12 protein-coding genes and 1 riboswitch are annotated in these 14,055 nt (G+C 31.5%); of the genes, 9 read left to right on the forward strand and 3 right to left on the reverse strand.

The features are described from left to right. Nucleotides 1–152 precede the first annotated feature (152 nt). The gene (locus KA893_RS07325; protein ID WP_181876279.1) at nt 153–659 is read left to right on the forward strand and encodes a hypothetical protein; all 507 of its coding nucleotides are present in this window, start codon (nt 153–155) and stop codon (nt 657–659) included. Between the two features lie 327 nt (nt 660–986). Here KA893_RS07325 and KA893_RS07330 read toward each other — a convergent pair whose 3' ends face one another. Next, nucleotides 987–1,718, reverse strand: a complete 732-nt coding sequence (locus KA893_RS07330; RefSeq protein ID WP_002482030.1) for a class I SAM-dependent methyltransferase — start codon at nt 1,716–1,718, stop codon at nt 987–989. 269 nt (nt 1,719–1,987) lie between these two features. Here KA893_RS07330 and KA893_RS07335 point away from each other — a divergent pair, with 269 nt between their 5' ends. Next, entirely contained in the window at nt 1,988–3,463 is a 1,476-nt protein-coding gene (locus KA893_RS07335) for a trypsin-like serine peptidase (RefSeq protein WP_115343968.1), read from the forward strand. 164 nt (nt 3,464–3,627) lie between these two features. On the opposite strand, the gene KA893_RS07340 is transcribed toward KA893_RS07335, so the two are convergent. Then, nucleotides 3,628–4,554: a ketopantoate reductase family protein gene (locus KA893_RS07340; protein ID WP_069821816.1), complete on the reverse strand. Its 927-nt coding sequence runs from the start codon at nt 4,552–4,554 to the stop codon at nt 3,628–3,630. Between the two features lie 127 nt (nt 4,555–4,681). Here KA893_RS07340 and KA893_RS07345 point away from each other — a divergent pair, with 127 nt between their 5' ends. The 3 genes from KA893_RS07345 to KA893_RS07355 all read left to right on the forward strand — a co-directional run bounded on the left by KA893_RS07345 (nt 4,682) and on the right by KA893_RS07355 (nt 8,407). Continuing rightward, entirely contained in the window at nt 4,682–5,218 is a 537-nt protein-coding gene (locus KA893_RS07345; RefSeq protein ID WP_228481147.1) for a TetR/AcrR family transcriptional regulator, read from the forward strand. Between the two features lie 283 nt (nt 5,219–5,501). Then, entirely contained in the window at nt 5,502–6,590 is a 1,089-nt protein-coding gene (locus KA893_RS07350) for an acyltransferase family protein (RefSeq protein ID WP_194375871.1), read from the forward strand. Nucleotides 6,591–7,000: 410 nt separating this feature from the next. Next, on the forward strand, nt 7,001–8,407 hold the full coding sequence (locus tag KA893_RS07355; protein ID WP_041080211.1) for a glycosyltransferase family 2 protein: 1,407 nt from the start codon (nt 7,001–7,003) through the stop codon (nt 8,405–8,407). Nucleotides 8,408–8,663: 256 nt separating this feature from the next. On the opposite strand, the gene KA893_RS07360 is transcribed toward KA893_RS07355, so the two are convergent. Then, the gene (locus KA893_RS07360) at nt 8,664–9,236 is read right to left on the reverse strand and encodes a TetR/AcrR family transcriptional regulator (protein WP_069821813.1); all 573 of its coding nucleotides are present in this window, start codon (nt 9,234–9,236) and stop codon (nt 8,664–8,666) included. 147 nt (nt 9,237–9,383) lie between these two features. Here KA893_RS07360 and KA893_RS07365 point away from each other — a divergent pair, with 147 nt between their 5' ends. From KA893_RS07365 to xylB, 4 genes are all read left to right on the forward strand, one after another. Continuing rightward, nucleotides 9,384–10,901, forward strand: coding sequence for an MDR family MFS transporter (locus tag KA893_RS07365; protein WP_194375872.1), 1,518 nt, complete (start codon nt 9,384–9,386; stop codon nt 10,899–10,901). 1 nt (nt 10,902) lies between these two features. After that, the gene (locus KA893_RS07370; RefSeq protein WP_069821811.1) at nt 10,903–11,502 is read left to right on the forward strand and encodes a DUF4811 domain-containing protein; all 600 of its coding nucleotides are present in this window, start codon (nt 10,903–10,905) and stop codon (nt 11,500–11,502) included. A 27-nt stretch (nt 11,503–11,529) separates the two neighbouring features. Continuing rightward, on the forward strand, nt 11,530–11,658 hold the full coding sequence (locus tag KA893_RS14155; protein WP_256106430.1) for a hypothetical protein: 129 nt from the start codon (nt 11,530–11,532) through the stop codon (nt 11,656–11,658). A gap of 570 nt (nt 11,659–12,228) precedes the next feature. Then, the gene (xylB, locus tag KA893_RS07375; RefSeq protein ID WP_194375873.1) at nt 12,229–13,722 is read left to right on the forward strand and encodes a xylulokinase; all 1,494 of its coding nucleotides are present in this window, start codon (nt 12,229–12,231) and stop codon (nt 13,720–13,722) included. 175 nt (nt 13,723–13,897) lie between these two features. After that, a riboswitch (TPP riboswitch) is annotated at nt 13,898–14,006 on the forward strand. Nucleotides 14,007–14,055: the final 49 nt, after the last annotated feature.

Raw genomic sequence — 14,055 nt, forward strand, 5'->3', positions numbered from 1 at the left:
ATTACTGCATTATACCGTTTTATCTGTTAGCCTACCTAATTCTTTGCTTAGCAATTAGAAGTAGAAATAAGATGATGCATCTTACCTCTATAAACGAATCATCTCCACCCAAGTCATCTGTAAAATTAATACATTATTTTATGAGCATGCTGATGTGGCCAATATTGGGAACAATTAACTTTATGCTACCTACGCTTACAACTTATAAAGGCGGTGAAGTTCATGAAGTCGCGCTATTAGACAGTGTTTTAGGTATAGGCATGGCTGTCATTGGTGTACTATTTAGTAAATTTATTTCAAATAAGTGGATGCATTTATTATTCATCCTCAGTATTGTAATCACTATCTCATGGTATGTATTAGAAGATATACTCTTATTTAAATTAGTTTTAATGTTACTATTCGGTTTAACCTTTGGTGGTGCTAGAATTATTTTCAGAAAAATGATTGTTACAACCTATGCGAGCCATACCGTAAAACACATTTATTCCCTGGGAAATGCTTTAGGTCTCCCTATTCTTGCGCTATGTATTTATTTAAGCATATTGAATTTAAATTTTGTTTGGTTACCATCATTTATTTTATTAATTGTATTACTGTTTTTGCTTAAAATTGGACATCATGAAAGGATTTCATCGCATGAAAAATCACCTAATTAAAAAGAAAGATATTTATAACATTGTATATTACTCGCAACAAGAAATTAATGTCGAAAAATTGTTTGATCAACTTTATGGAATGATAACTTACATGCTAATTTCACCTTGTATGAAATTAGCTTTTTTTATTGTACATTATCCTACGTTCAGTCTAACTTCAGACAAACCGCATACTTACCTAACGCTTGTATAAGTCTATAGTTACAGTGAATGATCCGCTCCTTATTATCATTCATCTATTGTAAAGACTTTTCAAATATACTTACTGTTGCTATTAATTTTTCTTAGAAACTTTCCCTGTCATTTATCATTTAAGGTGCTGATTTATTAAATTCTACCGCAAATACCAAATGCCATATCTCTTATAAAAGCACTGTGATGCTTTTCAGATTCATTTGTTAGATCATTTAAAAATTGTTCAATAGAAAAAGATGATTTAACTACCTGACGTTCTTTCATTCTGGTAGCCATGATATCTATAAGCCACTTCAAATCATTATCGTCTGAGGTTTGAATCACTGCTTCTGCGATAAATTCTACAGGCACTACGCCTACTTTTTGAAATAATGTATAAAGTTTTTGACCAATATGAATATCGCCACCTTCACTTTCTACAGTTTTCCATACTAGTTGAATCGCTTTTTGATGCATTGGTAAATTATCTGCGCCTACACCGCTATTAATAGCATCACTTTCTTGAAAACAGAATATACCATTAGGTTTCAAATGACCTTTCAATACATTTAAAGCTTCATATGCACCTGGTAAATACATCAAAACGCTTCTACCCACAATTGCATCAAACTTGCCAATGTCTTTAGGCAAATTATAAATATCACCTTTAATATATTTTACATTCTCAAATTGTTTATTTTCCTCAGCCATATGAAGCATATCTTGGTTCATATCCACACCAATCACTTCACCTTGGTCACCAACTTTATTGGCAACAATTTGAGTAACCTCGCCCGTAGCGCAACCTACGTCCAGTACGCGCATTCCGTTTTGGATCGATGCTTTTTCTAATAATTTAACTATAAAATCATTTCTCTTTTGCATATTTCATCCTCCTAATCTCTGATATATCATTATTTTTATTATTAAAAAATACCGTGAATCTAAAACTTTAAAAATTTTCTTTGTTTTTACTTGAAAAATATATTGCTATACTAAATAGCACATGTATATAATATTGAATAAATACGTTAGCGTTAACTTTTTACACAAATAACAGTAAGGGGACAGGTTAAGTGAACAAAAGTTTATATAAATATGTTTACCACTTTATATCATTATTAATGGCAATTGTATTCATAATGACATTTCATATGACTAAATTACAAGCAGCTGAAACGACTACTAATGAGTACCATGCAGCCAACTATAAATTAACTAAAAACAATTCAATTCAAACAAAGGATACCAAATTTAATCAAAATAACTTATTGGACCATAACAATAAGAAACAAGTTGCCAAAAATATCGTTAAAAACAATAGTATTTATTCATCTTCTAAAAAAACTGTAAATCAAAAAGCACAACCTGCATCACAGATACTAAAGTCTAAAAAACTACAAACAATAACACAACCCATACAAAACCACAAAACACTCGTACAATCGAATACAATAACCAAAAATAATACAAATACTAATGTGAAAGCAATCAAAAGTGAAAAGAAAAAAAAATATACTTTACCAAGACAATTTAAGCAGGTAAAAACGCAAGTTCAATCAACTAAACTTAATAAAACCGGGCAAAAATCTAGCAAAGTAACAGCGAAGAAGCCGCAGGTACCATCAACTTCTAGTAAAGTAACGAAGTTTAAGAAAAGTCCAGTGGAACCATCACCAAAACACAATCAAACTAAAATTCAAAAACCACAAATATTATCAGCAACTGTAAAAAACAAACCATCAAACACACAAATAAAAAAAGCAAAGGCATCTAAAAGTGTAAAAGTTACGCCAAAATCAAGCAAAAAAAAACAGACAAACCTTAACTACTATAATCAAGCGCCAAAACGATGGTCATCCAAGATACCTGGTAGTGATAATGTTCGAGACTTCGGTCAAACAACCAGTGCTTCTGGTATCAATGATGCATTAAAAATTATGAAAGCTTCAGGTAATAAAGGCGTTACTTTAGAACATACAAATGCAAAAGCAGCTAATATTGCAACTGTATTCAATTGGAATCCTACAGCAAAAGCGTTAACTTATGGCACTGGAACTGCAATTGGCAAACATACAATAATAACAGCGAACCATGTCATCAATAATCAACAAGCACATAAACCGATGACACCTTCATCAACACAAAATTTAAGAATAAACTTATTACAAGAAGGTTCAAAAGTGGCGCGCTCTCTCCAAGTAACTGGTGTCAAAATGTTACAATATGGCGATGTTGCTTTAGTGTATACAAATGAAGATATTTCAAAATATATGAAGATACGTAAAATTGCTCCTGAAAAATCGATTACAAATATCAAATCCAATACACCTATTCACTTATATCATTACGGTTTACCAACTGGAAAATATAAAAAAGATCCAATGGGTACTATGTATCATTCAAAAGGTAAATATTCACTCATGGCTCGAAATGTAAATCCAATGGGTTATTATCAAATGATGGCTGAACCAGGGTCTTCTGGTGGATCAATTTTAAATAGCAAAAATGAAATTTTAGGAGTACATGCTTTCAGAATTGATTCAGGAGATTATAAAAAATATCACCTTAATACCATGGCAGAATTAAGAGGCAAACTTCGTCAAGAAGTAATCAAAAATATAAAATAAAGTCTAACCCTGCAATATCTGAAATAGATTGGCAGGGTTAGACTTTATTTTTCTATACTACCTTTTTTACTTGCTATATTTTCGAATACTACTAAGAGTGTGTTTTAGAATAGTGAAGTAGCATACGTTACCTTAGGATACATTTCATTTTAGCTTCGGTGATTTTAGTTGTTTTCACTGACAGATTTACTTTTCTCAAATAGATTATCTAGATGACGTGTAGTCAAGGCAGTATCTTGATTTAGCACTTTAATATCGTTATAAATTGCTTCAAGCTCTTTAAATGAACCTTGTGTTTGATCAATAAGTCCAATGTTCATAACTACTTTCAATAATATATAGGATAAACCTTTAAAATTTTTAAAAATAATAGTCTGTGCTTTCGGTCTAATACGATGACCTTGATGTTCCAACAATTGATACATTTCATTAAAAGCAGCTATTGTTTCCTTTATTAAATCATTCGTGTGATGTCTTTTACTTTGTTTTAGAATAAAAAGCATATTGATTGGTAAAATTGAAGCAGCATGTGACATCAACCAATCTTCAAATTTTGCCTCATATGTTAATTTAATTTTCGTATTTTTAAATATTGAGTTTAGTTCATGTGCGAATGCAATATCTCCATACATATTGCCCACTTTGAGTTCACCAGCATTAAATCTTAAAATCTTAGTATCGTTATCTTCTCTTGAACCACCAGTCATCAAAAAGCCGAATGTGATATGTTTAGTATGATGACTCTGTTGCATTAATGTTTTTTGAAGTAACTTAGGGTTCATGTTATTTCCAACAAAGATAATATTTTGACTTTTATTTTCAGCTAATGTTGGAACCACATTATAAAAATCTGAATACTTCATCGTTACAAAAATCACGTCATATATATCCTGTTCTGAAAGTGTGTTCATCGTTGGTATATATTCAATTGTCGTCTTTCTTTGTAATAAATGTTTAAGTTTTAGTCCTTTTTGATTCAATTGTTCTAAAGTTTTCCCTCGTGCCAACATTGTAACAGTATTTTCTTTAGTATTTAGTGCGTGAGACAAAAATTGACCCTGTACACCAGCACCATATATTAAAATTTTCATATTCTTATCACTCTAGTTTAGTTATTGAACAATTGTTCAATAACTTTAAATTATCATCACTAAACTTTAAACTCAATGAACAATACAACTTTATTGACGCTTAATGAACAAATACTTGAAAATGTTGATGTTAAAAGGAGTTAAAATGGTTAAACGAAAAGAAAAATCTCAACAACTGATTATTAGTAGTTTTGTGGAACTAATCAGAGAAAAAGACTTTAATAAAATATCTATGAATGATATTACTCAGCATGCCAATATAAATAGAGGTACCATTTATTTGAATTTCATAGATAAATACGACATTTTAGACCATGCTATTGATTTTATTTTGAGTGCAACAGTAAATCAATACAATCTTTACATGGCAAAATCAGAGGATAATGAAAAGGCATTACGTGAAATATTATATGTCATTGACGATCAGTACACTATTTTAAAGACTTTGTTTAAAAGGTCGGATCTTAATATAGTTAAACAAACATTATCAAAGAAAATGCGCGACAACATGAATCAAGAAAATAATGGAATTACAATTCAATTTTTATCATCAGCTGTAGTAGGCGTTATTGTATGGTGGATTGAAGCATCAAAACCATGTGATATTGATACTTTAACAACAGAGCTGTCCGTTTTATTGGAACCCCATTCAAAGCACTTATAATGCTAAAATTGATTGGAGCATAAAGTTTATATTAAATCGTGTTATAAATTGGGAGTCTGGGACATAAATAAATGTCTCAGTCTCTTTATGTATAATAAAAAAGAATATCTAAATCATTAACTAGTCATTTTTCAATGTCTATCCCTATGTCACTCAACAAAAATTAAAAGTTATAGAGTTTATACATAAAATCGATTTAAATCCAAAATAATTTCAACTCTAGTTTAAACTGCGCCTATCAGTTATAATTAGCTGATGTGTGTTATTTTCATTAAGGGGGAGCATGTTGAAGTATTTTGAAGAAATACCTATTATTAGATCTATTGCTACACTATTTATCGTATGTGTTCATCTATCAGTTTCATATACGAATAGCGAAAACAACCATAATATGACCATTCTCGCAGGATATTTGAGTCAAATTGGTCGGCTTGACACGCCTGTTTTTGCAGTGATTAGCGCTTTTTTATTAACCCATTCTGTATTAAAACGAGGTTTTGATTTAAACTATTTCGCTAAATCACGATTCACCAAAATATTTGTGCCTTATATCATTTGGACTACCGTTTATTTATATTATTTAGGTGTTGTTGAAGTGAATTTAGATAGTAATAAAAACTTTATTAGCTATTATTTATTTGGAACTGGAAATTACCATTTATATTTTATATTAACCGTGTTGCAGTTTTACATATTATTTCCATTCTTACAAAAAATTAAAAAAGGGATTCCCTTATTACTAACTTACTTATTATTTACATTCATCACTATTTTATGGCAATTAAACTATGAACACATTTCAATTGATATACCAGTTATCGGTACTTTTATAACAAGTAGGGCATTCTTACTCAATTGGATTTCTTATTTTATATTGGGTATTATTTTTGCTAAGTATTATGAAGAAATCAATTCATTGATCAAAAAGTATATCAAGTTATTTTTACCTGCCATTGTTGTCGTCTTTATATCTTTTTTATTGTTTATTGATTTAGATCATTTTGTAACCTCATCGCATCCAGCATTTTTATTATATACACCGTTTTTCTTAATATTTTTGATTTATTTTTATTTTTTAATTAGAAAAAATAAATTACTTATGAAAACATTAACTTTAATTGGTAATTACTCTATGGGAATATATTTAGTACATCCTTTAGTAAAATGGCTTGTATTAAAAATTTCAATTTTTGATAATAGAGATAGCATACTGTTATATGGTCTTTCATATATCATTATCGTCGGTTTATCTGTACTAGTTATTCATTTACTTATTAAAATTCCAAATGGAAACTATATCGTACCTGTCCCTAGAAAACCAAAACTTAAAAGTAATCCCACTCAATATTTCAGAAGTAAACCATCATCATAAATTTACTGTTTTCCATCTAATCAAATTCATTTCACTATTAATATAGCGAAAAGCAATATAGCTTCCTTGACACCACACGTAAAGGAAGCTATTTTTTTACTTTGTAGGAGAACGAAAACCGCATAAAAGACGTATTTACTGAAAAATACATTAAGTTGCGCTATGCCCCCACTACTATAAAAATAGTTACTATTCACAAGCTGCTTTTTTAAAATCACCCCAAAAAGAATTGCACAATTTATACAACTTTTAAAAACTATTCCATAATTACTGGTTTTAATAGTATAATAAATAACAAAAGTTAATTGTTATCACAAAAAAAAAAATCACTATTTATATTTACACAACTAGAGGCTAATTACAAAATTTCATCAAATTATAAATCTTATGAACATAGAAAGGGATATGAAATGAAAGTTATAAAAAGTAATAAAGTAACAAATAAATTTAAAGTAAGTATACTTATAAGTACATACAATAAGGAGAAGTTTATTGAAAATACGTTAAATAGTATATTGGCACAGACAATGAATAAAAATGATTTTGAATTAATCATTGTAGATGATTGTTCCACAGATAATACGCTTGATATTATATCTAAAAAGATTGAAAGTTTTTCTAATTATCAATTTGTTCAATTAGATGAAAATTCAGGAACACCTGCCAAACCTCGTAATCTATCAATCGATTTAAGCAAAGGTAAATACATTATGTTTGTAGATGGAGATGATTGGTTACCTTCAGATGCCTTGGAAAATTTATATACGCTTTTAAAATCAAATAAAACTGACTATGCTACAGGTCTTACAAAATATGTATATAGTGATCGTATTGCACGTAGTGGTGTTGCCTTATCTAAAATTGCATATAATAAAGTTGGTTTGAAAAATTTTAGAAAATCATTTTATCATTTAGCGCCTGCTGGTAGGATGATGAAATCTAGTGTTATCAAAAAAAATAATATTCGTTTCCCAGAAATGATATTTGGAGAAGATTTACAATTTTTCGCTGAAGTATTTTTTAACACTAAAAATATCAGTACCACACAAGACGTTGTCTATTGTGCTAATCGTTATGATGAAAATATTTCTTTAGTAAAATCTGAAGCATCTACCGTGCTTAATCGTATAAAATGGCAAAATGAAGCCTACCGTTACTTAACAAAAAAATACAAAAACAATAAAATTTTTGCTAACTTATTATACCGAATTATAAACAAAGATATTTTAGAAGGTAAATTTTATAAAAAAGGATTCATTAAAAATATTGATACATTACTTCCTGTCTTTCAAGATATTTTAAATACGATAGATAATGATTTTAATTCTTTGGACTATGCAGATGACACATTGAATCAACATGCCTTAACGCTCATTAAAAATGGTGACAAAGAAGAGATTATAGACTTTGTTAACTTTTATTTAAAGAAAGACGAGAAGCCACTTTACCTTTCAAACGATAAATACTATTACGTCTATAAAGAAAATAAATATAAAAAAAGAATGCATATCATATTGCAAAAAATAATCAAAAAAGATGAAAACATATTTTTAAAACTCTACTCTAAAAACTCAGAATTAAAATATCTTGAAATAAAAAATAGAAAAGATCCAACCAACTATACAGTTCTAGAGATTAAAAAACATCTTTTCAAAACTGGAGAATACACAGTTCAATTCAAAGCAAATGAACTTTCAAAAGGTAAATTAGCACTGACAGTACTTGATAAAGATTTAAATGGAGCTGCTATTAAATCAGGTATGCAATTCGATTTTTATGAGACTGTTAACGGAAATCTCGGTTATATTAAGAAATGATACTTTTATCCTCCTTATTATAGATTTAATGATACGTCCTAACTATCAAAATAAATCAATCAGTAAAATTTAAAAACGACAGTTATAACCTGTAGTTGAAGCGATGTCATAACACATAGCCAGTAATAAATAAAATACTTATAGATGCAAAAAGGCGAACCCACTAGGATTCGCCTTTATTTATAATATGATCAAATAACAAGATTTGAATTTTCATATTATTTCCCTCTTTTCTACTATTTACTTTTCCTTGAATTTACAACCCAATTGTCTTTCTGATACCTTTTAATTGAATATCTCTCATCGTCGATGCCACTTCTCTCACGTCAATGCTATCTTTATTAGCGGACCAATACTGAAATGTTTTAATTAAAATAACATACAAATATTCTTTCACTAAATCTTCACGTACTTTGGATACATGATGAAGCTCACCTAAATTGATAAACCTTTTACCTATTTCATTCTTTATTTTCATTTCAAAACTTGAGTCTCCATTATGCCCTAATAAAAGTCGTATTGTTTCTGAATATGGCTCTAATGCTTCAAACAATTGTTGAAATACTTCAACATTCAACATATCTTCTTTCGCAAATTGTTGATCTATCTTTTGACGTTCTTCGTATAAATGCGTCAAAATCTCTTCTTCTATCTCTGATAGCAAATTATATTTATCATCATAATATCTATAAAATGTACTTCTTGTGATCTCCGCTTCTTCAACAATTTGATTAACGGTAATTAAATCAAATTTATGTGTTTCTAACAAAGTTACTAAACTGTTTGTTATACGCTTATGAGTTAAAGTAGTCTTCCTTTGATATCCCACATCATCACTCCTATTTTTCAAATATAATACAAAATCATACAAGTTGTTCGATTTCATACATTGTATCATATTTTGTTCTTTTACAAATTCATACAGGATGCTATATTTCCAAAGTATTAATTATCAAGAACTTTAGGAGGCTTGTTTATGTCTACCCAAACAAGTAAAAATATGAACTTAGACATTCATGGACAACAATATAAACCAAAAATCATTATGAGTATTATTCTTCTAGCCACATTTGCTGGTGCACTCATGCAAACGTCATTAGGTACAGCTTTACCTACTTTAATGAATGACTTTGATATAGATTTTAGTACTGCGCAACAAGCAACGACTTGGTTTTTACTGGCTAACGGTATTATGGTGCCTTTATCTGCTTTTCTAGCAACCAGAATTTCTACTAAGTGGTTACATGTCTGTGCATACGGTTTATTATTAATCGGCTTAACACTAACGGCTATTGCACCATCACATCACGATGCATGGATTATTTTCTTATCAGGACGCATTGTCACAGCCATTGCAGTAGGGCTGATGATGCCATTAATGCAAATTATTATTATCAATATGTTCCCTATCAATAAACGAGGTACTGCTATGGGCTTAAGTGGCTTAGCTGTAGGTTTAGCACCTGCTATGGGTCCTACATTTGCAGGCTGGATCTTAGATAAAGACCACGTCTTATTAGGTATTACGATTTCTGATTCATGGAGAAATATTTTTGTATTACCAATTATTATTGTAGCCATCGCATTTGTATTGAGTTTCTTTTTTATGAAAGACGTTATACCGAACCGTAAATTGAAATTAGATGTATATTCACTGATTCTGTCATGTATTGGCTTCGGTCTCTTTTTATGGGGATTCTCCAATGTTTCAAGTGAAGGTTGGGACAGTGTGAACTACGTTATCTTACCGATTATCATCAGTGTTATTGTCTTAACACTATTCGTAATCAGACAGCTCACATCCAAAGATCCTTTCCTAGATTTACGCGTATTCAAATCTAAAGGATTCACTATCGCAACGATTGGTTTGATTGTGGTTACTATGGCCATGTACGGTGTTGAAATGATGTTACCAACTTATTTACAAAATATTCATGGTTTCTCACCTTTTGAATCTGGTTTGACCTTGCTCGCTGGTGCTTTAATGCTCGGCTTTATTTCACCCATATCAGGTACGCTATATAACAAAGTGGACATTAAGCGTTTAGCCTTTGTCGGATTTTCAATTTTAACTTTATCATCCATACCATTTGGATTTTTAAGTGATCATACTTCACCTACATTAATCCTTGTACTCTACGCGATTCGTATGTTTGGTATTGCCATTTTGATGATGCCTTTAACTACAAACGCTATGGATGCATTAACGGTTGAAAAAGGCACACACGGGACAGCGGTCAATAATACAGCTAGACAAGTTGCTTCATCCATAGCTGTAGCACTATTAACGTCCGTTACACAAAATATTATTAATAACAATATGCCCGCTTCTAGTCTTAAAGATATCGATCCTTTAAAATATGCTGAACAGGCGCAACAAGCGTCAATTGACGGCTTTATTACAGCATTTATCATAGGTATCTTCTTTGCGCTAGTCGGTGTGCTCATCGTACCATTCTTGAAAATGAATTCATCTGAAAGTGAGGAGAAATAATATGATCATAACAATTATTTTAACGCTATGTGTATTTGTTAGTTGGTTATTAATTCCTCATAAGGTTACACGCTATATTTTAGGTTATATTTCCACAGTAGCCTTATTACTTATGATCATTGGTATCACAGCTAACATGACACACCATTGGGGAATGGAGAAAAAAGTAGTCACTTCTGATAAAAAAGAAATCTATAGCGCTGGTTCTAAAGACAGTCCAGTCAATATGTTAATCGCTAACGAGATGGGCAAGAATAGTAATAATTATATTATGGTTTATAAAAATCATTCAGACGATCAAAAAGCCGAGACACATTTTAAACCAAATATGGATAAAGATCATTTATCAGAATCGGTTAAACACCAAGCGACATATGAAGTAAAAGATACTGATAAAGCAACAACACAAACTAAAAAAACAGTTTGGGTTTGGAAATCAGATGTTTATAAATCATTATTTAGCTTTGGACATGACAATCAAGAATTAATCAAAAAAACCACCGTTGTGACAGTACCTAAAGATACGTGGGTCGTTTTAGATGCTCAGCAAGCAAAACAATTACAACAATCACAGCAAAAACAGAGCAGCGAAGGAAATTAAGCGAAGCAGCAACAACAGAAAAAAGCAATGCAACAGTTAGCAAGTAACTATAAAAAACAACATCCAGAAGCGTCACAACAAGAAATAAACGACTATTTAAATCATCAACAACAAGTTCAAGCAACCAAACAAATTAAAAAAGAAATAGCGAACTAAATTTGTGTATAAATAAAAAGCGTTAAGTTACTCAGCATTGAATAACTTAACACTTTTTTTATGTCGACGACTAACTTGTGTCTTAATTATGATTTAAGCCATGTTTTTACTATCTCACACCTTTTCTTTGTTTGTTATAACAGGTCATACGGTTAATTCACCTTAGTAAATATCAATCTATATCACCCCCCATATATTTAACATTTTTCTATAATAAAATTCCCCCAAATTTTTAATTTAAATTAAATCGTGTTATAAATAGGGAGTCTGGGACATCCATCGATGGTTTCAGAATCTTTTTTCAATTAGGCAGTAGAGGGCTGGACTGAAAATCTAAAATCTCACTTCTTTAAAGCACTCCTTTTTCATGTCATGAAAATGAGTCATTCTTATGCACTTATGCATTTTACATGAAAATTCTAGTGAGACTGATACATGAGGGTTAGCTCAGGTAAACTCTTATACCAGTCATCCTCGCCAGGGAAGTACTAGGGAAGCACTACGGAATCTCTATTAAACAATTTGATTTCAGTCCCCACTCCCTAAATATCTAAACAAAGGAGTCGTTATATGCAAGATATCGTATTAGGTATAGATATTGGCACGAGTGCTGTTAAAGTCATTGCTGTAACCAGGTATGGCAACGTATTACAAAGTGTTCATGCACCACTACAAACAAAGCATGTGGCCAACGGTTATAGTGAGCAAAATCCAGATGACTGGTTTGAGGCTACATGCCATTGCATCCAACAGTTAGTACACAGTGAGGCACTCAAACATTATCAAGTGAAGGGCTTATCTTTGTCAGGACAAATGCATAGTTTGGTTATTCTGGATGATGAAAACCAACCCATCCGTGATGCGATTTTGTGGAATGATACAAGATCAACGTCACAATGTAATTTAATTAAAGCACAACTTGGCGAATATGTATTAGACAATCCCGTCCTAGAAGGCTTTACACTCACAAAATTACTATGGATAAAGGACAATGAACCTGAGCACTGGCTCAAAACCAACGTGTTTTTATTGCCTAAAGACTACGTGCGTTTTAAATTAACAAGCAAATTAAATATGGAGTATTCCGATGCATCTAGTACATTGTTATTAGATAATCAACAAAAATGTTGGGCTAAAGAGATTGGCCGACAATTTGGTGTTGACCATATTTATCCTGAGCTCGTGACTTCTGATGCCTTTGTAGGCTACGTCACTAAAGACATAGCTAGACAATTAGGCCTAAATCATGATGTTGCAGTATTTGCAGGTGGCGGAGATAATGCATGCGGTGCGCTCGGTTCAGGAGTTGTCTATGAAAACCAAACGCTGTGTAGCATTGGTACTTCTGGCGTTATCTTAACGAGTGAATCTGACAAGCAATACGACTATAAACACAATATGCATTATTTTAATCACGTCGTAAACGATATGTCGTACGTCATGGGCGTCACACTTGCAGCTGGCGATAGTTTGACATGGTTAAAAAATCATATGCTCCCGCATTTAAGCTATGAACAAATTGTTGCACAAGCTGAATCATCCACATTAGGCAGTCATGGTCTATTATTTACACCTTACTTATCCGGGGAACGTACCCCGCATGGTGACGCAAGTATTCGAGGGAGTTTCATAGGACTAAAAACGTCGCATCATAGCAGTGATATCGCGCGTGCCGTGATAGAAGGCATTACGTTTTCTTTATATGAATCCATTAACTATCTACGTCACATGGGTAACAATATTGAACATGTGATATCCATTGGTGGTGGCGCAAAAAGTGACTTTTGGTTACAACTCCAAGCCGATATCTTTAATGCTAAAATTAAAAAATTGAAATATGAAGAAGGACCTTGTATGGGCGCAGCCATGCTCGCTGTCTTAGGTTTAGGATGGTATCCGGATGTAGCGCATATGACAAAACATTTTATAAAATATGAACATAGCTTTGAACCTGATGCCCAAAGACACGAACAATATATGGCTTATTTTGAATTGTATCAAGCCGTTTATCAGCAAACACAAGCCATTACAAGTAAATTACTCGAAATATCTGACGTTGATTAACGCTAAAAATATTTTTCTGGAGTGAGCGCCATAGAGTGTTCAACCAGTTAATTCAATATCGTAATATACACATTTGTTTTTAAGTAAAACTTGCAAAAAAGAATAGAATACGTTAGATTGTAGATAATTATTCAGAAAATTAGTGAAACGTATCATTAAAAAATTAAATAGTTTGAGAAACCACTGGAAGTGCCTTGTAAAAGGCTGAGACCGAAGTAGTAACTTAGGAATTCCCTGAACCTGATCCAGTTTGTACTGGCGTAGGAAAGTGGCGTTTAGGTATATTACTCGTTATTTCAACGTCATTTTTCCAGCCGGAGAAGTGACGTTTTT

Source organism: Staphylococcus sp. GDY8P126P (genome assembly GCF_017891965.1).
Classification (GTDB): Bacteria; Bacillota; Bacilli; order Staphylococcales; family Staphylococcaceae; genus Staphylococcus; species Staphylococcus saprophyticus.

Coding starts and splice junctions, on each gene's coding strand:
- KA893_RS07370 (WP_069821811.1), top strand. CDS start 10,903: ATGATCATAACAATTATTTTAACGCTATGTGTATTTGTTAGTTGGTTA.
- KA893_RS07350 (WP_194375871.1), top strand. CDS start 5,502: ATGTTGAAGTATTTTGAAGAAATACCTATTATTAGATCTATTGCTACA.
- KA893_RS07325 (WP_181876279.1), top strand. CDS start 153: ATGTGGCCAATATTGGGAACAATTAACTTTATGCTACCTACGCTTACA.
- KA893_RS14155 (WP_256106430.1), top strand. CDS start 11,530: ATGCAACAGTTAGCAAGTAACTATAAAAAACAACATCCAGAAGCGTCA.
- KA893_RS07345 (WP_228481147.1), top strand. CDS start 4,682: ATGTTAAAAGGAGTTAAAATGGTTAAACGAAAAGAAAAATCTCAACAA.
- KA893_RS07340 (WP_069821816.1), bottom strand. CDS start 4,554: ATGAAAATTTTAATATATGGTGCTGGTGTACAGGGTCAATTTTTGTCT.
- KA893_RS07335 (WP_115343968.1), top strand. CDS start 1,988: ATGACTAAATTACAAGCAGCTGAAACGACTACTAATGAGTACCATGCA.
- xylB (WP_194375873.1), top strand. CDS start 12,229: ATGCAAGATATCGTATTAGGTATAGATATTGGCACGAGTGCTGTTAAA.
- KA893_RS07365 (WP_194375872.1), top strand. CDS start 9,384: ATGTCTACCCAAACAAGTAAAAATATGAACTTAGACATTCATGGACAA.
- KA893_RS07355 (WP_041080211.1), top strand. CDS start 7,001: ATGAAAGTTATAAAAAGTAATAAAGTAACAAATAAATTTAAAGTAAGT.
- KA893_RS07330 (WP_002482030.1), bottom strand. CDS start 1,718: ATGCAAAAGAGAAATGATTTTATAGTTAAATTATTAGAAAAAGCATCG.